The sequence below is a fragment of the Streptomyces sp. NPDC001493 genome (assembly GCF_053597235.1).
The window spans coordinates 46,540-67,224 of the sequence record NZ_JBSFHV010000032.1; the positions used below are offsets into that span (position 1 = coordinate 46,540).

Genomic DNA, 20,685 nt, shown 5'->3' on the forward strand with positions numbered 1-20,685 from the left:
TTCCGCCCCCGCGCCCTGCTCGGGTCGGCCCTCGGTCCTGCTCCCGGGACGGCCGGAGGTCAGCGACGTCCGCCCGGCCCGAAATCACCGCCCATGTCCTTGCCGGTGGTGGATTCCGTGCCGTCCGCGTAGTCGATCTTCTCCTTGCGGACCTCGGCGGAGACCTCCTTCTGCTCGGTCACCCGGTCCCTCTCCAGCCGTACCCGTTCCACGGCCACGGCCTCCTTGCGCACGGTCGCGCGCTCGGCGTGCAGGGTCACCTCGACGTCCTGCTCGCCGATGGCGCTCTGCCCGGTCACCTTCTCGCCCGGCGCCAACGGCTCCCGGACCACGCGAACCTCCTCGTGCGAGACGGGCACCGTGCGGGTGACCTCCTCCGTCACGACGTACTTGTGCAGACGGGCCTTCCCGCTCTCGTACTCCTCCGTGCCGACGCGCAACTGCTCCTCGGAGCGGATGAGTTCCTCCTGGCCGGCGAGGTCGGCCTTGGACATGTCGGGGGCGGACCTCGCGCCGGCGCCCGCCAGCGGCCGTGCTCCGGCCGTGGCGTCCGTGTCCCGGTGCGTGCCGGCGCCCGTCATGCCCGTACTCGTCATGCCCGCGGTACCGCCGGTCGCCTTGCCCGTGCCGGTGGTGCGGGCCGCGCCCGCCGCCCCGGCGCCGGCGGCCGCTCCGGCCGCGCCGCCCATCGCTCCCGTGCCGGCCGTCGTCCGGCCGTCCGCGCCCATGCCCGTACCGGCGGTGCTCCTGGGCTTCCTGGTGAGTCCGTAGTGGCGGTAGAGCTCCTCCTCCTCGGCGACGGAGAGATGGGCGTCCGCGTCGACCCGGGGGGCGTCCTTGACGCTCTCCTTCGGGTGCGCCACGTGCAGGTCCGCTCCGACCCGACGGGCTCCGGCGAGCGGGACGAAGCTCTCCTTCATCCCGAACATGCCGGTCTTGACCGTGACCCAGTCGGGCTTGCCGGTGTCGTCGTCGACGTACACGCGGCCGACACTGCCGACCTTCTCGCCCCCGTTGTCGTAGACGGTGAGACCGTCGAGCTCTCCGGAATCCGTGAAACCGTCAGCGGCTGCCATGACCGATGCCTCCTCGCCCGGACGCGTCCTGTGGTGGGTCCACTCAGGTGCGGCACGCCCGGTTCCATCGCGCCTCACCCGGATGGCCCCTGCAACCCACCGGCCATCGGGTGCCCGGCAGGCAGGGGGCCACGCGCCCGCCCCGCCCCGCGACCGCCGGGAAAGGTGACCCGGGCCACCCGTTAGGCCATACGGGTGACGATCCAGGCGGCAGGCGGCAGGCGGCACACCGGCCCGTCCGGAAGCCGGTCGGGAGGCGTATGGCCGGTGTCCGGCGGCACCGGGGGCGCGCGTAGGATCGACCGGCCGTCGTCGTCCGCACCGGTGGGCCGTCCACCACGGCCGGCCGCCGCACACCCCGGGAACCGCCATCGCCTCCGTACCCCTCCCGCGCCCGGTCCCGCAGGGCCGCCTGCGCACCCGGCACGAGGACGGCCACCGGCTGGGCCACTTGGTCTGGCGGCTGGCCCCCGGCAGCCGGGTATGCAGCAGCGCGGTCCTCGGCGGCGGCATCGGCCCCCGCGCCTGGATCCTCAACGCCCAGGTGCCCGGCGGGTACCCGAGGCTCGACCCCGACCGCCACCTCGCGGAGATCGCCGCGGCGGAAGGACTCGACGGACCCGGCGCCGGACTCATGACCGCCGCCGACGTCAGCGCCTACACCGAGGCGTACGACGAGGGCGTGACGGCCACCGTCACCAGCGGCCTCGGCGTACGCGGCTGGGCGGCCGCCCCGGCGCCGGGCGCGGACGCCCCGCTGCCGCCCGGAACGGTCAACATCGTCGTCGTCCTTCCGGTCGCCCTCAGCGACGCCGCCCTGGTCAACGCGGTCGCCACCGCCACCGAGGCCAAGGTGCAGGCGCTCCTGGACGCGGGGCTCGACTGCTCCGGAACCCCCACGGACGCCGTCTGCGTCGCCGCACCCGCCCCGGGCGCCGAGGGCGCGGAACCGTTCGCCGGGCCCCGCTCGCGCTGGGGCGCACGCCTGGCCAGGGCCGTGCACGCCGCCGTACTCGAGGGCGCGCTGCGCCACCTGCGTGACGCACGCGAGCCGAGCCGGCCGGGCGGTGGCGCCTCGCTCGGGTAGATCCCCGCCGCTCTCAGACCACCGTCACCGGGTGGCGTACCACGGCGTCGAAGAGGTACCCCTGCGTGTTGTACGCGGCCGTCTCCGGCTGGGTCCGCCCCGACCGGTCCGTGGCCCGCGCCAGCAGGACGCCCGGCCCGGTACGGTCCGGCACCCAGCCCGCGGACCAGCGCACCCAGCTCCCGGCGCGCGGCTCGTCGCGCAGCCGGGCCCGCCGCCAGCGGACACCGCCGTCCGTGCTGATCTCGACGGACCGGACCGGGGCGCCGCCCGACCAGGACCGCCCGGTCAGCTCGACCCGCCGGTGCGCGGTGAAGGACGCGCCGAGCGGAAGCTCGAAGGCGCTCTTGAGGGTCTGCCGGGTCAGCGGTGCGCTGCCCTCCGCGGGATAGCCGGGTCCGAACAGGCGGTAGAGGGTGGTGTTCCACGGGGACACCAGCGGCTCGGTGCTCACCTCGATGTCGCCCACCCACTTGATGTTGGAGACCCCCACCCACGAGGGCACGACCAGCCGCACCGGGAAGCCGTGGTCCGGCGGCAGCGGCTCGCCGTTCATCTCGTAGGCGAGCAGCACGTCGTCCAGGGCCTTCGACACCGGCAGCGGCCGGCGCACCCGCCCCAGGTTCACACCGTCGGTCACCACCTCCGCGTCCAGACCGCGCGGCAGTACGTCGACGGCGTGCCGGCCGATGCCCGCACGCCGCAGCACCGTGCGCAGCGGCACTCCGCGCCAGCGCGCGGTCCCGATCGCGCCGAGGGTCCATGCCGTGCCGCTGACCTGCTGGTTCTGCTGGGTGGTGTAGAAGCTGCGGGCGTTGCCCGCGCACTCGATGAACGTGGTGCGGGTGACCGACGGCAGGGCGCGCAGGGCGTCGTACGAGAAGTCCACCGGATCACCGGTCAGCCCGTCGCCCCAGACGGTGAGCTTCCAGTCGGCCGCCTCGATGCGGGGTGTCGCGGTGTGGTTCCGTACGAAGAAGCGGTCCGTGGGGGTGAGCAGCCCCGTCGTGCGCAGCGCGGCGAAGTTGGTCTCCGCGTTGGTGCCCCGGATCGTGAACAGGTCGGCGGGCAGCGGCTTCACCACACCGGGCAGCGACTCCGCCGCCCGCGCGGGAGTCGCAGCGGAGGCCAGCGGAACGGCCACCGAAGCGGCGGCCACCAGCCTCAGCAGATCCCGCCGGCCGATCCCGGCGCCCCGCGCCCTGCCGTCCGCCCACTGGCGCATGCGCATCCGGTCGTACGCGGACTCGGACAGCGGGGTGTGAACCATGGGCGCTCCTCGATGAATGCGGAGAGGTGGTGCCGACGCGGCTTCACCGCGGGCCGGTTACGGACCGTAGGGTGAGCCGTGCGCACCGGGAAGACGTTCCACCGCCCTGCCACGAACCCGCAATGCGGCTGCAACAGTCGGGCAGTTGATGCCGCGCGAGCGTCCGCGCGTGCCCGGGGAGCGAGGGGACGGGTCGAACTGGTTTGCCCGCGCCACCGTCGTACGACGAACATGGCGCCATGACCTCACCCACCATCACGGCAGACGCCTCGGGCACCTGGACCCTCGGCGACCTGAAGATCAACCGGATCGGCTTCGGCACCATGCGGCTGCCGCAGACCGGTGCCGCGTTCGATCCCGATGCTGCCCCGCGCGACCGTGACCAGGCGATCCGCGTGCTGCGACGCGCGGTCGAACTCGGCGTCAACCACATCGACACCGCCGCGTTCTACTTCTCGCGCCTGCGCTCCGCCAACGAGCTGATCAACCGGGCGCTGGGGCCCTATCCGGGCGACCTCGTCATCACCACCAAGGTGGGCCCCGGTCGCGGTCCTTCCGGTGAGTGGCTGCCCCACGCCACTCCGGAGCGGCTGCGCGAGCAGGTCGAGGAGAACCTGCGCCAGCTCGGCCGGGACCACCTCGACGTGGTCAACCTCCGTGTGCTGGGGCCCCATTCGCTCGCCGAACGCTTCGGCGTGCTGGCCGACCTGCGCGAGGAGGGGCTCATCCGTCACCTGGGCATATCCAACGTGACCCCCGAACACCTCGCCGAGGCTCAGAAGATCGCCCCCGTGGTGTGCGTACAGAACCTCTACGGCATCGGAGTACGCCCCGACCAGGACGACTTCGTCGACAGCTGCGGGGAGCAGGGCATCGCGTTCGTGCCGTTCTACTCGATCGCCGGTGCCGGCCGCGACGCGGGAGCCGGCGCGGCTCGGGAGCGGGACGAGGTGACGGCCGTCGCGCGGGCGCACGGCGCCAGTGCCGCGCAGGTCCGGCTGGCCTGGACGCTGCACCGCGGCCCGCACGTGCTGGGCATCCCCGGCACCGGCGATCCGGCACACCTGGAGGAGAACGTGGCCGCCGGGGCCCTGCGGCTGACCGAGGAGGAGCTGGCCCTCCTGGACGCCGCCCACCACGCCACCGAGCCTCCCGCCGGGGCCTGACCGCACCGCTGTCCCCGGCTCCCGGGCTACGGGACGGCGGCGGCACGCACGAAGGGCGCGGCCCGAAGGCCGCGCCCCGTGCTGTCCTCTCCCGGACGGTGCCCACCCCGCCGGGTCACTCCTCGGTCAGCATTCCGTCGCGCAGCTTGCGCAGCATCCGGCTGAGCAGCCGGGAGACGTGCATCTGGGAGATGCCCAGTTCGGCGCCGATCTGGGCCTGGGTCATCTCCAGGCCGAAGCGCATGTCGATGATCCGGCGCTCCCGCGCGTCCAGGTTGTCCATGAGCGGGGCGAGTGCCTGGAGGTTCTCCACGCCCTCCATGGCGGAGTCCGGCTCACCCAGCACGTCGGCGAAGGTCCGGCCGTTCGTGTGCGGGCGTCCCGACTCGCCGCTGTCGGTGGGCATGTCGAGCGAACCGGCCGTGTAGCCGTTCGAGGCGACGATCCCCTCCGTTACCTCCTCCGGCGACAGCTCCAGATGGTCGGCGAGCTCCTGGACCGTCGGGTCGCGGTCCAGCTCGACGGCGAGGGCGTCCTTGGCCTTGGCGAGGTCGACCCGCAGTTCCTGGAGCCGCCGGGGCACGTGGACGGCCCAGCTGGTGTCACGGAAGAAGCGTTTGATCTCGCCGACGATGTACGGCACCGCGAAGGAGGTGAACTCCACTTCGCGCGAGAGGTCGAACCGGTCGATGGCCTTGATCAGCCCGATGGTGCCGACCTGGACGATGTCCTCCATGTCCCCGCTGCCCCGGTTGCGGAACCGGCCGGCGGCGAAGCGGACGAGGGAGAGATTCATCTCGATCAGCGTGTTCCGCGCGTACTGGTACGCGTGGGTGCCCTCCTCCAGCTCCTGGAGGCGGTCGAAGAAGACCCGCGAGAGCTGACGCGCGTCCTGGGGTGCGACCTTCCCCGCGTCCTCGATCCACGGGAGCCCGTCCGTCACCTCCGCCTTGTCCGTCGTGGTGATCCGTGCCGTGTGTGCGGTCATCCCGTCACGCTCCCCTGCTCGAATGCCCTCAGGTACTGGCACCTTCCCCGGGCTTCGGGCCTCATGCGCCGTCAGCGAAAGGAATCAGGACAGGAGTTCGGAAATGGCCGGGAACGGACGGTGTCGGTCCCCACGCGTCGTCGCGATGGGGCCGCCGGGTACGCGGGCCCCACGGAACCGCCCCGCCAGTACGGGGGAGCCCGGCGGGGCGGTCGCCGTCAGAGTGCCACAGGCGGGCCCCGGAGGGAGCCGTACCGGCCAGGTTTCCCCCTTCCGGGAGGCGCCCGCGGTGCGGACCGCCGGGCCGGTCACCGAGGGCCTTTCCCTTTGGAGCATGCCGGGTCGGGGAGCGGTCCGGCACGATCCGAACGAAGGGACCCGGGCGTCCCTCCGGGCCCGACGGCCGGAGCCGGGAATACGCGGTCGCCGCAGGCGCTTTTCGCCAGATGCGGCGCCATCGTCCGGCGCCGGCCCCACCGAGGAACACCGGAGCGAGGAAAGCATGTCCGAGGCATACGTCACCGATCACCGCGGAGCCCCCGCGAGCAGGGGGAGCGGCCCGGTGGGCGCCCCCGTCCTCCGGCAGGAGAGCTCCGGCCATCCCCTCCACCCGCTGGACAACCCGTCCCTCGCCGCACTGAGCGGCCCGCAGGCGCACCTGGCCGAGTGGCGGGGCCGCGTCGTCCGCTACCCCGCCGACGTGGCGCCCTGGTTCGCGCTGCCCGAGGAGCCGGACGCGCGCGACTGGGCGGACGCCGCCGCACTCGCGGGGCCCGGCGCCCCGGTCATGCTCATGGGCGTCCAGCAGGCGCCGCCGCGGGACTGGGAGATCGGATTCGAGGCCGAGGGCGTGCAGCTGACCGGTGAGGGGCTGCGTCCGGAGGCGTACCCCGAAGCGGTGCGGCTCGGCGCGGCGGACGTTCCGGAGATGCTGGACCTGGTCGCCCGCACCCGCCCGGGGCCGTTCCTGCCGCGCACCGTCGAGCTCGGTACCTACCTGGGCGTCCGGCGCGAAGGGGTTCTGGTCGCGATGGCGGGGGAGCGGGTGCGCCCGGCCGGCTGGAGCGAGATCAGCGCGGTCTGCACCGACCCGTCCGTACGGGGCCAGGGCCTCGCGAGCCGCCTGGTGCTGGCCGTCGCCCAGGTGATCACCGAGCGCGGCGACATCCCGTTCCTGCACGCGGCGGCCGAGAACACCGGGGCGGTCCGCCTCTACGAGTCCCTCGGCTTCCGCCTCCGCCGCACGACCCTGTTCCGGGGCGCGACGACCCCGTCGGACCTGCCCGCCCCGGCCGTGGGCGTCTGACCGCCGTCCTGGCCGCCCCGGTGGGGGCCGCCGGGGCGGAGAAGGGGCGGCGGCGAGCGGACCTGCTCGCCGCCGCCCCTTTTTTTTCTGCCCTCTCCGCTCGCGTTCCCCGCGCGGGGCCACGGGGCTCCTCGCGCGGGGCTACGGGGCTCCGCGGCTCAAGGGGCCGGGGCGACCAGGCGGAACATGCCGGTCATGTCGCCGGGCGTGAACCCTTCGCGCGCGTAGAGCGCCGCGCCCTCCCCGGTGGAGAAGAGACCGACGAAGGCGGGCGCCGGTGCGGTGGCCCGGACGTGGTCCAGGAGCCGGCGCAGCAGCAGCGTCCCGATCCCCTCGCCCTGGTGGGAAGGGAGTACGGCCAGGTCCTGTACGTAGAAGTAGGAAACGCCGTCTCCTACCAGCCGTCCCATGCCGACCACCTCCTCGCCGTCCAGAGCGACGGCACCGGCCGTGGAGCCGGCGAGGGAGGCGGGCAGAAACTCCCAGGCGAAGGCGTGGGACCAGCCGACCGCTTCCGCGATCTTCCGGTGTTCGTCCGCCGTGGGGAGCCGGTCGGCCAGGGTGAGGGTGGTTCGTGCCATGGGACGGATTATCCGGCAGGTCCCGGCGGCCCGGCCGTCGGGTGTCCGCCCAGGGCCGTGGGCCGTCCCGGGCCACGGCGCGCCCCTCCCCGCGTGCCGCCGCCGTCCCGGTAAAAGTCCCGCCTCGACATTTGTCCCGCTGCGACATTTTTGGGTGTACGGTGCAGGCATGAGCACGGAACAGAGGGAACCGGAGAGGCGGGGCCGCAAGGCCCGCCGGACCCGGGACACGCTGGCCCGGGCCGCGTTCGAGCTCGTACTCGACCGGGGTCTGCGCAACGTGACGGTCGAGGAGATCGCGGAAGCGGCCGACGTCGACCGGCGCACCTTCAGCCGGTACTTCCGGAGCAAGGAGGACGCGGTTCTCGACGCCGTACGCGGCGACGGTGACCGCATCAACGAGGCCCTGCGTGCCCGGCCCGCCGCCGAGCCCCCGCTCACCGCCTACCGGCGTGCCGTACTCGACTGGCTCGACGACACCGCCGCCGGGCCCTGGCACCTGCGCCCCCGGATCTTCGAGCTGCTGGTCCTGGCCGAGGAGGAGCCGACCCTCTACGCGGCATACCACCACATCAGGGTGGACGCCCAGGAGGAGTCGGTCGCCATCCTCGCGGACCGGCTCGGCGTGGACCGCCGCGAGGACATCCGCCCCGCGGTGACGGTCGCAGCCGGAGCCGGAGCCCTGCTCGCGGCGCAGGCCGCCTGGGTCCGCGGCGGTCTCCCGGACGTCCTGCCCGAACTCGTGGTCCAGGCGTTCGACGCCCTCTCCGCGGACCTCCTGACCCCGGCCCCGCACGGACCGGCGCACCACGGCACCACAGAAAGAAGCACCTCATCATGAGCACTGACCTCTCCACCTCCTACGCGACGGAGTTCACCGGCAAGGTCGCGCTGGTCACCGGCGGCGCCTCCGGCATAGGCCTGGCCCTGTCGCAGCGCCTCGCGGCCGGCGGCGCGGCGGTCGTCGTCGCCGACTACGACGAGGAGAGCGCCCGCAAGGCCGTCGCCGAGCTGACGGCCACCGGCGCCCGCGCCGCCGCCGTCCGCCTGGACGTCACCGACCCCGCCTCCGTCGAAGCCGGTGTCCGGTTCGCCGTCGACACCTTCGGCGCCCTGCACCTCGCGGTGAACAACGCCGGCATCGGCGGCCCCGCCGCCCCCACCGGCGAGTACGCCGTCGAGGACTGGAACCGCGTCGTCGCCACCAACCTCAGCGGCGTCTTCCACTCGATGCGCTACGAGATCCCCGAGCTCCTCAAGGCCGGCGGCGGTGCCATCGTCAACATCTCCTCCATCCTCGGCACCAACGGCTTCGCCCAGTCCCCGGCGTACGTCGCCGCCAAGCACGGCGTCGTCGGCCTGACCAAGACGGCGGCCCTGGAGTACGCGGCGCAGAACATCCGCGTCAACGCCGTGGGCCCGGGCTTCATCGACACCCCGCTGCTCCGCAACACCGACGGTCCGGCGCGCGACCACCTGATCTCGCTCCACCCCGCGGGCCGCCTCGGCACCTCGGAGGAGGTCGCCGAGCTCGCCGCGTTCCTGCTCTCCGACCGCGCGTCCTTCATCCACGGCAGCTACCACCTGGTCGACGGCGGCTACTCCGCCTCCTGACCACCCGCCCCGGACACACCGGGGCGACGGGGGCACAGATCGAATGGGGCGCCACCGGCGGACCGGCCGAGACCCGGCCGGAACCGGAGGAGCGCCCGGTACAGAACAGAGGGAGAACCATGAAGGCAGTTCAGTACCGCACCGTCGGCGCGGCACCCGAGGTCGTCGAGATTCCGAAGCCCGTGCCCGGACCGGGCCAGATCCTGCTGAAGGTCACCGCGGCCGGTGTCTGCCACTCCGACATCGCCGTCATGAGCTGGTCAGCGGAACAGCTCACCTACCCGCTGCCGCTCACCCTCGGCCACGAGGGCGTCGGCACCGTGGTGGAGCTGGGCGAGGGCGCCGAGGGCGTCTCCGTCGGGGACAACGTCGCCGTGTACGGTCCCTGGGGCTGCGGCACCTGCGTGAACTGCGCCGAGGGCCGTGAGAACTACTGCCTGCGCGCCGACGAGCTCGGCATCATGCCGCCCGGACTCGGCAACCCGGGCGCCATGGCCGAGTACATGATCGTCGACAACGCCCGCCACCTGGTCCAGATCGGCGACCTCGACCCGGTCAAGACCGTCTCCCTGACCGACGCCGGCCTCACGCCGTACCACGCGATCAAGCGCTCGCTGCCGAAGCTGACGCCCGGCGCCACGGCCGTCGTCATCGGTACCGGCGGCCTCGGCCACGTCGCCATCCAGCTGCTGCGCGCGATGACCGCCGTCAAGGTCGTCGCCCTCGACGTCACCGAGGAGAAGCTGGAGCTGGCCCGCAAGGTCGGCGCCCACGAGACCGTGCTGTCCGACGAGAACGCCGCCGCCAAGGTCCGCGAGCTCACCGGCGGTACCGGCGCCAAGGTCGTGCTGGACTTCGTCGGCGTCGACGCGACCGTGAAGACGGCCGGAGCGGTCGCCTCCGTCGACAGCGACGTCACCATCGTCGGCATCGGCGGCGGCCTCCTGCCCGTCGGCTTCGGGGTGCTGCCGTTCGCCACCTCGGTCACCGCGCCGTACTGGGGCTCCCGCAAGGAGCTCGCCGAGGTCATCGAGCTGGCGCACGCCGGCGCCGTCGACGTCCACGTCGAGACGTTCTCCATCGACGAGGCACCGCTCGCCTACGAGCGTCTGCACGACGGCAGGATCAACGGCCGGGCGGTCATCCTGCCCAACGGCTGACACTGACCCCGGGACCCGCCCGTCCTCCCCCCGGGAGGGCGGGACCCGGCCTCTTCGTGGCCCGTACGCCGGTCGTACGAGCACGGAGCCACCCGACGCGGGCCGCCGAACCACGGCGACGGCCCGCGTCGGCATGTCCGCAGGAGCGCCCGTCCGCCTCGACGTCATCGGCGTCATCGGCGTCATGGGCGTCATCGAGGGAGGGCCCCCGGGCCGTGCTCACGGTCGTCCCGTGGCCATCGAGGGACACCCGTCCGGCCGTTCCTCTACACTCGCACCATGGTTTCGTCCTACTACTTCCGCTGATCCGTTCCGGCGAGGACCGCCGCAGCCCCGCGCAGTGCGCGCTGCCTCCGGCACCTCCCGCCGACCGGAATCCACGCCCGCCGCACGCCCGTCCTCGACGCGGCGCACCGGGCCCTCCTCAGTGAAAGCACAGGAACGACAGCCATGTCCGCATCGCGCGACCGCTCTCAGATCACCCTCCAGGACGTCACGCTGGCCTACGGCGACAGGACCGTCCTGGCCGGCGTCTCCCTCACCGTCGGGCCCGGCGAACACGTCGCCGTCATCGGCGAGAACGGCTCCGGAAAATCGACCCTGCTCCGGCTCATGTCCGGCGCCGAGGTCCCGGACGCCGGAGAGGCCGTCACCCGGTTCCCCGACGGCGTCGGCCACCTCGCGCAGACCCTCGCCCGCGCCCCGCACCACACCGTGCAGGACGCCGTCGACACCGCCCTCGCCGAACTCCGCGACCTGGAACACCGGATGCGCGAAGCCGAGGCCCGGCTGTCGGGTCCCGCTCCCGGGGCGGACGAACTCGACGCCTACGGAGAACTGCTGACGGCTTATCAGGACCGTGGCGGGTACGAGGCCGACGCCCGTACCGACGCGGCGCTGCACGGTCTCGGACTCGCGCACCTGCCCCGCGACCGTCCCCTGGCCTCCCTCTCCGGCGGCGAACAGTCCCGGCTGGCCCTCGCCTGCGTACTGGCCGCCGCGCCGGAGTCGCTCCTGCTCGACGAGCCGACCAACCACCTCGACGTGTCCGCCGTGCGCTGGCTGGAGGACCATCTGCGCGCCCACCGGGGCACTCTCGTGGTGGTCACCCACGACCGCGCGTTCCTGGAGGCCACCACCCACGTCGTCCTGGAGGTGGACCGCGACCGGCGCACCGTCACCCGCCACGGCGACGGCTGGGAGGGGTACCGGACGGCGAAGGCCGCGGCGCGGCGCCGGTGGGCGCAGGAACACGAGGAGTGGCGCACCGAACTCGCCCGCGTCGAAGAGCTGGTGGAGGCCGCCGGCCGGCGGCTCCGGTCCACCGGCAAGGACCCGGCGGAGGGCTTCGGCAAGCACCGCCGCTCGCACGACACCAAACTCTCCGGGAGGGTCAGGGCCGCGCGGACGCGCCGGGACGCCCTGCTCGCCACCCCCGTACCCCCGCCGCCGGAGCCCCTGCGCTTCACGGCGGGACTCTCCCTCGCGACCGGAGCGACCGGAGTTGCCGGAGCGACCGGAGTCGCCGACGCCGTCGGCGCCCCGGCGCCCCTGCTGGCCCTGGAGTCCGTCTCGGTGGGGGAGCGGCTGCGCCTCCCCGCCCTCGACGTGCTGCCCGGGCAGCGGCTCCTGGTCACCGGCCCGAACGGCGCGGGCAAGACCACCCTGCTCAGGGTGCTCGCGGGCGACCTCGCCCCCGACTCCGGGACGGTCGCCCGGCGCGGCCGCGTCGGCTATCTCCCCCAGGATCTTCCGGCCCGACTGACCCGCCGTTCGCTCCTCACCACCTACGCGGCCGGCCGGCCGGGCCTGCCCGAGGAGTACGCCGGGGACCTGCTCGCCCTCGGACTGTTCCGCGCCGAGGACCTCGGTGTCGCGGTGTGCGACCTCTCCGTCGGCCAGCAGCGCAGACTCGCCCTCGCGCGGCTGGTGACCCGCCCCGCCGACGTACTCGTCCTGGACGAACCGACCAACCACGTCGCCCTCGATCTCGTCGAGGAGCTGGAGGCCGCGCTCGCCGCGTACGAGGGGGCGGTCGTCGTGGTCTCCCACGACCGGGCTTTCCGCCGCCGGTTCACCGGGGACGTGCTGGAACTGCGCGACGGACGTCCCGTCGGGGCTTCCCGGGCGACGGCCGGAGCGTAGTACCGCGGAGGTCCCGGCGGCGGTCCGCCGGACTCGGCCCGCCCGGAAGGACCGTCCCGGCAACGGTCCGCCGGACTTGGCCGCCCCCGGAAGGACTCACGCCTCCAGGTGGGCCAGCAGCCGCTCCACGAAGACCCGCTGGCCCGTCACCAGCCGGGAGGCCGCCTGGGCCGGGGTGCACCAGGCGACCCGGTCGATCTCGGGGAACTCCTGGATCACCCCGGAACCCCTCGGCCACTCCATGGCGAAGGTGCCGTACACCGCCTTCGCGGTGTCCACCTCACCCTCCACCGCCCAGATGATCACCGTCTTGCCGCTCGCCTGCCGGGACTGGCCCAGCGGCACCCAGAAACCGTCCGGAACCGGCAGGCCCACCTCCTCCTCGAACTCCCGGCGGGCCGCCGTCTCGGCCGCCTCGCCCGGCTCGTACTCGCCCTTGGGGATCGACCACGCGGCGTCCTCCTGACCCGCCCAGAACGGGCCTCCCATGTGCCCGAGCAGCACCTCGACCCCGTTGTCGTCCGTTCCGGTCCCGGTCCGGTAGAGAAGGACCCCCGCACTGCGCTTGCTCATCGACATGTCGTCAATTCTCCGTACATCGCGCCACCCTCGCCACCGGTTCGGGCATACCGGGGCGGCCCGATGACCGCCCCGGTCGCGCCGCCCGCACGGCGGGGGTCGACGTCGCGTCGTGCACCAGTTCGTGAACCGCGTCGTGCACCCTGGGCCGACGCGCCTCCGCCGTACTCTGTTGTCCCCGCCGTCACTCCCGCCCCCTGGCGCCGCTCGTACACCCCCGGCATGCTGTCCGCCACAAGCGCTGATGAACCGTCCAACCCGCCTCTCAGCAGGAGGACTTGTGCGTCGACGTCCAGGGCCCGCCGTCCGCTCCGCGCGGGCGCTCGTGCTGTTCGCCACCGTATGCGGGGCCGTGGTGGGGGCCGTCGCCCCCGCCGCCGCCGACACGACACCCGACCCCCACCCGCACAGCGCCGCCGAGGTCCTGAGACCGGTGGCCCCGCCCGGTGCGAGCGCCCCGGCGGGCACCGGGCGCTCCGCCGCCGTCGACCCCGTCATCGACGACCACGGCATCGAGACCACCCGCACCTCCCGGCCCGTCGCGCCCGGCGTCGGCCTCACCTCGTACGACCGGCTCGAAGCCGCCACGTGGCTGCGCGTCGACGCGCTCACCGTGGACCTGCGCGAGGACGTCCGCGCCGACTACCTCTCCACCGGGAAGGTCAGTGACCGGCGTACGGTCTCCGAGCTCGCGGCCGGCCACGACGCCGGAGCGGGCCGCCGCACCGTCGCCGCCGTCAACGCCGACTTTTTCGACATCAACGAGACCGGCGCACCGGTAGGACCCGGCGTCCGGGACGGGGCCCTCGACCACTCACCGGCCGCCGGCTCCTCCCACGCGGTCGGCATCGGACCCGGGGCCGCGGGGCGCGTCCTGGACCTGTACTTCGAGGGCACGCTCACCCTGCCCTCAGGCGACCACCCCCTCGGCGCCTACAACGCGGCCGACGTCCCCGCCGGATCCGTCGGCGCCTACACCTCCGCCTGGGGCGACGCCGACCGCGCGCTGACCGTCAACGCCTCGGCGCGGCCGGTCGCCGAGGCCGTCGTACGGGGCGGCCGGGTGGTCTCCGTCTCCGCGACGCCCGGCAGCGGCCCCGTCCCCGAGGACACCACCGTCCTCGTCGGACGCGAGGCCGGAGCGGAGTTCCTGACGGCGCTGCGGCCGGGCGACCCGGTGGAGCTGACGTACCGGGCGCGCACCGACGACGGGCCGCTGCCGCGCACCGCCGTCGGCGGGCGCGAGCTGCTCGTCGTGGACGGCGTGGAGCAGAACCACGACGGCGAGGGCAACAACACCGCCGCGCCCCGCACCGCGGTCGGATTCTCCCGGGACGGCCGCACCATGCACGTCATCACCGTGGACGGCAGGCAGGCCGACAGTGGCGGGGTGACCCTCACCGAACTCGGCCGGATGATGCGCGAGGCCGGGGCCTGGAGCGCGCTCAACCTGGACGGTGGCGGCTCCTCCACCCTGGTGGCACGCGAACCGGGCAGCGACGCCCTCCAGGTGGAGAACAGCCCCTCCGACGGCAGCGAACGCACCGTCCCCAACGGCCTCGCCCTCACCGTGCCGGACGGCAGCGGCGCCCTCGCCGGTTACTGGGTGGAGACCCGTACGCCCCCGGCCGCCGCCCCGGGGGACGACCCCGTCGCGGGCGGTCACCCCGACCGGGTCTTCCCCGGCCTCACCCGCGCCCTCACCGCCGCCGGGTACGACGAGACGTACGGCCCGGCGGCCGGCACCCCGCACTGGCGGACCGCCGCCCCCGGCGTCGGCTCCGTCGACGCGCGCGGCCTGTTCACCGCCCGGCGCGGCGGCACGGCCGAGATCCTCGCCGAGCGCGGCGGGGCCCGGGGCTCGGTCCGGCTCACCGTGCTCGACGAGCTGACCCGCGTGAACCCCACCACCGAGCGCCTCGGCCTCTCCGGGCAGGGCGCCACCGGAACCTTCGGTGTCGTCGGCTTCGACGCCCACGGCGACAGCGCCCCCGTCGAACCCCGCGACGTCACCCTCGACTACGACCACGCCCTCTTCGACGTCCACGACGACGGGCGGGGCTCCTTCACCGTCACCGCCCGCGCCGGCGACGGAACGGCCGGGCTGATCACCGCCTCCGTCCACGGCACCACCACCGTGCTGGCCGTCACGGTCGGCCTCGCCGACCAGGCGGTCTCCGGCTTCGACGACGCGGACGCCTGGACGTTCAGCCAGGCCCGCGCGGGCGGCTCGCTGACCGCCACCGAGGACGGACACACCGGCACCGGACTGAAGCTCAGCTACGACTTCACCCGGTCCACCGCGACCCGCGCCGCCTACGCCGCCCCGCCGCAGCCCGTCGCGGTGCCCGGCCGGCCCCAGTCCTTCACCCTCTGGATCAACGGGGACGGCAAGGGCGCCTGGCCCACGCTCCACCTCAAGGACGCCGCCGGGACGGACCAACTGCTCCGCGGCCCGTACGTCACCTGGACCGGCTGGCGACAGGTCACCTTCGCCGTGCCCGCCGGAGCGCCGACGCCCCTGTCGGTGTACCGGTTCTACCTGGCCGAGACCTCCGCCGGCGCCCAGTACACCGGCGGGATCGTCATCGACGACCTCGTCGCCCAGGTCGTGCCCGCCGCCGACCTGCCCGCCCGGGCGCCGGTGGCCGACCCGCTGATCGCCACGGCGGCCGACACGGAGGGCCGGGACTCCCGGTTCGCGGTGATGTCCGACGCGCAGTTCGTCGCCCGCGACCCCGACAGCGCGATCGTCGCGCAGGCCCGGCGCACCCTGCGCGAGATCAAGGCAGCGCACCCGGACTTCCTGGTGATCGACGGCGACCTGGTGGACGAGGGCTCGCCCGCCGACCTCGACTTCGCCCGCCAGGTGCTGGACGAGGAACTCGGCGACGACCTGCCCTGGTACTACGTGCCGGGCAACCACGAGGTGATGGGCGGCTCGATCGGCACCTTCACCGACCGGTTCGGCCCGGCCCACCGTACGTTCGACCACGACGGCACCCGCTTCATCACGCTCGACACCTCCAGCCTCAGCCTGCGGGGCGGCGGCTACGCGCAGATCCGCGAGTTCCGCGAACAGCTGGACGCGGCGGCCGCCGACCCGGGCATCGGTTCCGTGGTGCTGATCGAGCACGTACCGCCGCGCGACCCCACCGTGCAGAAAGCCAGTCAGCTGGGCGACCGCAAGGAGGCGGCCCTCGTCGAGGAGTGGCTCGCCGGGTTCCGCCGTACGACCGGCAAGGGGGCCGCCTTCATTGGCGGCCACGTCGGGGTGTTCGACGCCTCGCACGTCGACGGCGTGCCCTACCTCGTCAACGGCAACTCGGGCAAGACTCCCTCAGGTCCGGCCGATGAGGGCGGGTTCACCGGCTGGAGCCTGGTCGGCACGGACCGGATCACCCCCGCCGAACAGGCGGCGGCCCGGCGGCGGCCCTGGGAGGGCGGACCCGACTGGATCTCCGTACAGACCCGGGCGCACGTCGACGGCCTCACCCTCGACGCCCCCGCCGCGCTCGCACCGGGCGGCCGGGCCGAGGTGTCCGCCCGGATCACCCAGGGCGCGCGCACGGTACCGGTCGCCTTCCCGGTGAGCGCCGACTGGACGGGCTCCCCGAACCTCCGGATCGGGAACACCGCCGGGGCCCGCGGCCGGCCCGTGGCGCTCCTCGACCCGGCCACCGGCACGCTGACCGCCCTGCGGCCGGGCACGGTCACCCTCGCGGTGACCGTCGACGGGGTCACCCGGAGCGCCCGCGTCACGATCGCCGCGGAGGGGGCCGCCGGGGCCGCGGCCTGATCGTGAGCGGTGGGACCGGTGCATCCGCCGGGCCCACCGCTCGCGGGCTCACACCTTGCGGTACTCGTACGCCTCGGCCGCCGCCCGGCGTACCGCCGCCAGGTCGCCGCCCGCCGAAGCCGTGACGACGGCAGCGACCGCACCCTCCACGAACGGCGCGTCCAACAGCTCGGTCCCCGCGGGGAGTTCGTCGTCGTCCTCGAGCATCGCCTTGACCGTGAGCAGGGCGCTGCCGAGGTCCACGAGCACGGCGACGCCCGCGCCGGAGTCCACCGACCGTGCCGCGCGGGCGATCAGCCCGGAGCTGGTGCCCAGCCCGCCGTCCGCCGTTCCCCCGGCCGCGGCGACGGGTGCGGCGGCGCCGCCCGCGGCGAGACCCAGCGCCAGGGCCGCCACGGACTCCGCCACCGGCCCGCTGTGCGAGACCAGCACGATGCCGACCTGCCGTCCGCCGCTCACCGCCTGCCACCGTCCGTCGCCCCCGCCGCCTCGGCCAGCGCGGCCATCAGCAGTGCCGACGAGGCGGCACCGGGGTCCTGATGGCCGATGCTCCGGTCGCCCAGGTAGCTCGCCCTGCCCTTGCGGGCCCGCATCGGTACCGTCCCCTCGGCCCCCGCACGCGCCGCCTCGGCCGCCGCCGCGAACGACTCCTCCAGCGCCGCGACGGCGGGCACCAGGGCATCGATCATCGTCTGGTCACCGGGCCGCGCCCCACCGAGCCGGCCGACCGCGTCGACGCCGTCCGCCAGCGCACCTCGCAGCTGACCATCCGTCACCTCGGGTTCCGTGCCGAGCGACTTGGCGGTACGCCGCAGCAGGGTGCCGTAGAGCGGTCCGGAGGCCCCTCCCACCGTGGAGATCAACGTCCGTCCGGCCAGGGCCAGTACGTCCCCGGGGGTCGCCGGTCCCGCTTCGTCCAGGGCTGCGGTCACCGCCGCGAAGCCGCGCCGGAGATTGCTGCCGTGGTCGGCGTCCCCGATCGCCGAGTCGAGTTCCGTGAGCCGGTCGGCCTCGCGGTCGACGGCGGACGCGGTCGCGGTCATCCAGCGGCGGAAGAATGCGGCGTCGAGCACAGGGTCTCCTGATCTGCGTGCGGGCGCCCGGGGCGCCGGTCGGTGCGGTCGGCGGCGGCACGGAGGCGTACGGTCGCCCCCGCGCCCAGGGCGTGTCGTCAAAGTGCCGTCTGCCGGGCGTCGCGGGGCAGGCGGGACTTTCGCAACACGCTTCAACGGCCCCAGCGGAGCGCGGCCGTCCGTACCGGTGCGTCCCAGAGCCGCAGCATCTCCTCGTCGACGCGGCAGAGCGTCACCGAACAGCCCGCCATGTCCAGCGAGGTCACGTAATTCCCCACGAGCGTACGGGCCACCGGCACCCGACGTTCGGAAAGTACCCGGTGGACCTCCGCGTTGAAGCCGTACAGCTCCAACAGCGGCGTCGCGCCCATGCCGTTGACCAGTGCGAGCACCGGGCCGTTGGGACGCAGGTCCTCCAGCACCGCGTGCACCGCGAAGTCGGCGATCTCCCCGGACGTCATCATCGGCCGCCGCTCGCGGCCCGGCTCCCCATGGATGCCGATGCCCAACTCCAGCTCGCCAGGAGGCAGATCGAAGGTGGGGGAGCCCTTCGCCGGAGTGGTGACGGCACTCAGCGCGACACCGAAGCTCCGGCAGTTGGCGTCGACCCGGCGGGCCACCTCCGCCACCCGCTCCAGCGGCGCCCCCTCCTCGGCCAGCGCTCCGGCGATCTTCTCGACGAAGAGAGCCGCTCCGGTGCCCCGCCGCCCCGCGGTGAAGGTGCTGTCGGCGACCGCCACGTCGTCGTCCACCAGTACCTGTTCGACCCGTACGCCCTCCTCCTCGGCGAGCTCGGCCGCCATCTCGAAGTTCAGCACGTCCCCGGTGTAGTTCTTGACGACGAAGAGGACCCCCGCGCCACTGTCCACGGCCGCCGCCGCCCGCACCATCTGGTCGGGCACCGGCGAGGTGAAGACCTCCCCCGCGCACGCGGCCGACAGCATCCCCGGGCCGACGAAGCCCGCGTGCAGCGGTTCGTGCCCCGATCCGCCGCCGGAGACCAGCCCCACCTTGCCCTCGACGGGGGCGTCCCGCCGCACGATCAGCCGGCCGGGGACGTCGACGGCCAGCTCGGGATGGGCGGCGGCGATGCCGCGCAGAGCGTCGGCGACCACGGTCTCGGGGACGTTGATGAGCATGCGCACGGGCGACTCCTGACGGCGAGGGCGAGGTGGACACGTGGAGGGTGCTCCCCGGATTGTCCGGCGTCCGCCCGCCCCGTGTCCGGTGATCCGCCCGGTCCGTGCCCGGCGCGCGCGACCCGGCCGTGAGGCCCGCCGAGTGGTGTCCGGCGGATCAAGGCCGGACACCACTCGGGGCGTAAGGGATCACACCACCCGGTCGGCGAGTCCCAGCGTGCCCGCGGCCTGGATCGCCAGCCAGACCTCCGACAGCGCGCCGGTGGACGCGAGGTCGCGTTCCGCCAGCGTGCCGAAGCGGCGCAGCCGGTACGCCAGGGTGTTCGGGTGGATGTGCAGCGCCGCCGCCGCGGCCTCGGTCCGCCGGTCCCGCTCCATCCACGTACGGACCGAGACGAGGAGCTGGGAGTCGTGGGCGGCGTCGTACCGGAGCACCTCGCCGAGCACGTTCTCCACCAGCGCGGACAGCACCGCCGGGTCGTCCGGCAGCCAACGGCCCGTCAGGTCGTCGCCGTAGCGGACCACGGGCCGGCCCGACTCGGCCGCCTTCGACGCGGCCCAGACCGCCTCCCGCTGCGCCACCTTCAGCGCCGCACCCGGCCGGAAGGGCCGGCTCATCCCGGTCGCCGCCATGGGCAGGGTGCCCACCGCGTCGGCGAGTTCCGGTGCGCCGAGCACGTAACGGTCCTCGCCCCGGGTGAGCAGGAGGTGCGGCCGGTCCTCCAGGACGTGCAGCAGGGCCTCGTCGGTGGTGTGGCGCACCACCATCAGGACCGTGTCGCCCTCGATCGCGTGCCGGGCGAGCCGTCGGCGCGCGGCCTCCGGATCGAGCACCTCCTGGAGCAGCTCGGCGAGGGTCTCCGCGCCCTCCCGGCGGAGCGTCTCGCGTTCGTTGCGCACCATCGCCAGGCGCAGTGCGGCCACCGTGGCGATGTGCTGGGCCACCGCGAGACCGGCGGGCCGGGCGCCCTCACGCTCGTACGCGACGAGGAATCCGGCCGGGCCGCCGGGCGCGGGGACGGGCAGTACGAAGCCGCCCGGCACGGTCGGCGGCGCGTCCACGGAGTCGGGCAGCACCGACGGGTCCGGCACCGGGACGCCCGGCAGCAAGGGGCGGCCCTGGGGCGTGCAGAGGTAGACGTCGTAACCGGAGAGACGTTCGAGCCGACGGAGCAGGGTGGGGGTGTCGAGGTCCTCCGCGACCAGCCAGCGCAACGAGCCGAAGACCTGGAGCTGGGCACCGAGGCGGTGCCGGGCGTCCTCCTGCACCGCCGCCGCCACCTCCTGCGCGACCGCGATGAAGGGAACCGAGAGCGGTACCTCCAGTACCGGGAAGCCCCGTTCCTCGGCCGCCCGGAAGAAGTCGTCGTGCAGGACGGGCATGTGCAGCTGAGCGGAGAGCGCCAGCCCGGAGACCCCGGCGTCGTCCAGACGTTCGAGGTACGCGCGCTGTGCGGCGGCCGTGGCCGGGACCGCGAGCCCCGCCGTCATGATCAGCTCGGACCCCAGCAGCCAGGGCGTCGGATCGTCCAGTTCGCTGGCGTGCGCCCAGGAGACGGACCGGCCCAGCCCCGCGCCGCCCGCCTTCACGGAAAGCTGGAGTGCGGGGAATGAGAGGAGATCTTCCACGGTGAGTTTGTCGCTTGCCACAGAAAAGAGCCTATCGCTCTGTGGCTGACACAATTGTCGCCGGTCACACGGG

Annotated in this window: 17 protein-coding genes; 8 read left to right on the plus strand and 9 right to left on the minus strand. The window is 74.0% G+C overall.

What is annotated here, in order from left to right:
* Window positions 1–59: 59 nt before the first annotated feature.
* Window positions 60–1,076: a PRC and DUF2382 domain-containing protein gene (locus ACWCWD_RS32395; protein ID WP_450778428.1), complete on the minus strand. Its 1,017-nt coding sequence runs from the start codon at window positions 1,074–1,076 to the stop codon at window positions 60–62.
* Window positions 1,077–1,488: 412 nt separating this feature from the next.
* On the opposite strand from ACWCWD_RS32395, the gene ACWCWD_RS32400 reads away from it, so the two are divergent.
* On the plus strand, window positions 1,489–2,163 hold the full coding sequence (locus ACWCWD_RS32400; protein ID WP_450778483.1) for an adenosylcobinamide amidohydrolase: 675 nt from the start codon (window positions 1,489–1,491) through the stop codon (window positions 2,161–2,163).
* Between the two features lie 13 nt (window positions 2,164–2,176).
* Here ACWCWD_RS32400 and ACWCWD_RS32405 read toward each other — a convergent pair whose 3' ends face one another.
* Window positions 2,177–3,433: a sulfite oxidase gene (locus ACWCWD_RS32405; RefSeq protein WP_450778430.1), complete on the minus strand. Its 1,257-nt coding sequence runs from the start codon at window positions 3,431–3,433 to the stop codon at window positions 2,177–2,179.
* A gap of 239 nt (window positions 3,434–3,672) precedes the next feature.
* On the opposite strand from ACWCWD_RS32405, the gene ACWCWD_RS32410 reads away from it, so the two are divergent.
* The gene (locus ACWCWD_RS32410; protein WP_450778432.1) at window positions 3,673–4,599 is read left to right on the plus strand and encodes an oxidoreductase; all 927 of its coding nucleotides are present in this window, start codon (window positions 3,673–3,675) and stop codon (window positions 4,597–4,599) included.
* A gap of 115 nt (window positions 4,600–4,714) precedes the next feature.
* Here the strand turns inward: ACWCWD_RS32410 and ACWCWD_RS32415 are convergent, their stop codons facing one another.
* Complete coding sequence (locus ACWCWD_RS32415) at window positions 4,715–5,587, minus strand: RNA polymerase sigma factor SigF (protein ID WP_450778434.1); 873 nt, start codon at window positions 5,585–5,587, stop codon at window positions 4,715–4,717.
* A gap of 502 nt (window positions 5,588–6,089) precedes the next feature.
* On the opposite strand from ACWCWD_RS32415, the gene ACWCWD_RS32420 reads away from it, so the two are divergent.
* A complete protein-coding gene (locus tag ACWCWD_RS32420; RefSeq protein WP_450778436.1) occupies window positions 6,090–6,893 on the plus strand; it encodes a GNAT family N-acetyltransferase in 804 nt (267 codons plus the stop codon).
* Between the two features lie 158 nt (window positions 6,894–7,051).
* Here the strand turns inward: ACWCWD_RS32420 and ACWCWD_RS32425 are convergent, their stop codons facing one another.
* Window positions 7,052–7,474, minus strand: a complete 423-nt coding sequence (locus tag ACWCWD_RS32425) for a GNAT family N-acetyltransferase (protein WP_450778438.1) — start codon at window positions 7,472–7,474, stop codon at window positions 7,052–7,054.
* A gap of 169 nt (window positions 7,475–7,643) precedes the next feature.
* Between ACWCWD_RS32425 and ACWCWD_RS32430 the strand changes: the two genes are divergently transcribed.
* From ACWCWD_RS32430 to ACWCWD_RS32445, 4 genes are all read left to right on the plus strand, one after another.
* The gene (locus tag ACWCWD_RS32430) at window positions 7,644–8,315 is read left to right on the plus strand and encodes a TetR family transcriptional regulator (protein ID WP_450778440.1); all 672 of its coding nucleotides are present in this window, start codon (window positions 7,644–7,646) and stop codon (window positions 8,313–8,315) included.
* Window positions 8,312–9,088: an SDR family NAD(P)-dependent oxidoreductase gene (locus ACWCWD_RS32435; RefSeq protein ID WP_450778442.1), complete on the plus strand. Its 777-nt coding sequence runs from the start codon at window positions 8,312–8,314 to the stop codon at window positions 9,086–9,088. The genes ACWCWD_RS32430 and ACWCWD_RS32435 overlap by 4 nt, the downstream gene beginning before the upstream one ends.
* A 119-nt stretch (window positions 9,089–9,207) precedes the next feature.
* Window positions 9,208–10,248, plus strand: coding sequence for an NAD(P)-dependent alcohol dehydrogenase (locus ACWCWD_RS32440; RefSeq protein WP_450778444.1), 1,041 nt, complete (start codon window positions 9,208–9,210; stop codon window positions 10,246–10,248).
* A 450-nt stretch (window positions 10,249–10,698) separates the two neighbouring features.
* A complete protein-coding gene (locus ACWCWD_RS32445; protein ID WP_450778446.1) occupies window positions 10,699–12,393 on the plus strand; it encodes an ABC-F family ATP-binding cassette domain-containing protein in 1,695 nt (564 codons plus the stop codon).
* Between the two features lie 96 nt (window positions 12,394–12,489).
* On the opposite strand, the gene ACWCWD_RS32450 is transcribed toward ACWCWD_RS32445, so the two are convergent.
* Window positions 12,490–12,972 (minus strand): NUDIX domain-containing protein, encoded by a 483-nt coding sequence (locus ACWCWD_RS32450; protein ID WP_450778448.1) that lies wholly within the window; start codon window positions 12,970–12,972, stop codon window positions 12,490–12,492.
* A 280-nt stretch (window positions 12,973–13,252) separates the two neighbouring features.
* Between ACWCWD_RS32450 and ACWCWD_RS32455 the strand changes: the two genes are divergently transcribed.
* Complete coding sequence (locus ACWCWD_RS32455) at window positions 13,253–16,771, plus strand: phosphodiester glycosidase family protein (RefSeq protein WP_450778450.1); 3,519 nt, start codon at window positions 13,253–13,255, stop codon at window positions 16,769–16,771.
* A 48-nt stretch (window positions 16,772–16,819) separates the two neighbouring features.
* On the opposite strand, the gene ACWCWD_RS32460 is transcribed toward ACWCWD_RS32455, so the two are convergent.
* The 4 genes from ACWCWD_RS32460 to ACWCWD_RS32475 form a co-directional block, all read right to left on the minus strand.
* Window positions 16,820–17,230 carry a PTS sugar transporter subunit IIA domain-containing protein gene (locus ACWCWD_RS32460; protein ID WP_450778452.1) on the minus strand — a complete coding sequence of 137 codons (411 nt, stop codon included), beginning with the start codon at window positions 17,228–17,230 and terminating at the stop codon, window positions 16,820–16,822.
* Complete coding sequence (gene dhaL / locus ACWCWD_RS32465) at window positions 17,227–17,844, minus strand: dihydroxyacetone kinase subunit DhaL (RefSeq protein WP_450778454.1); 618 nt, start codon at window positions 17,842–17,844, stop codon at window positions 17,227–17,229. The genes ACWCWD_RS32460 and dhaL overlap by 4 nt, the downstream gene beginning before the upstream one ends.
* A gap of 152 nt (window positions 17,845–17,996) precedes the next feature.
* Window positions 17,997–18,989 (minus strand): dihydroxyacetone kinase subunit DhaK, encoded by a 993-nt coding sequence (dhaK, locus tag ACWCWD_RS32470; protein ID WP_450778456.1) that lies wholly within the window; start codon window positions 18,987–18,989, stop codon window positions 17,997–17,999.
* Between the two features lie 183 nt (window positions 18,990–19,172).
* On the minus strand, window positions 19,173–20,633 hold the full coding sequence (locus ACWCWD_RS32475; protein ID WP_450778458.1) for a PucR family transcriptional regulator: 1,461 nt from the start codon (window positions 20,631–20,633) through the stop codon (window positions 19,173–19,175).
* Window positions 20,634–20,685 lie beyond the last annotated feature (52 nt).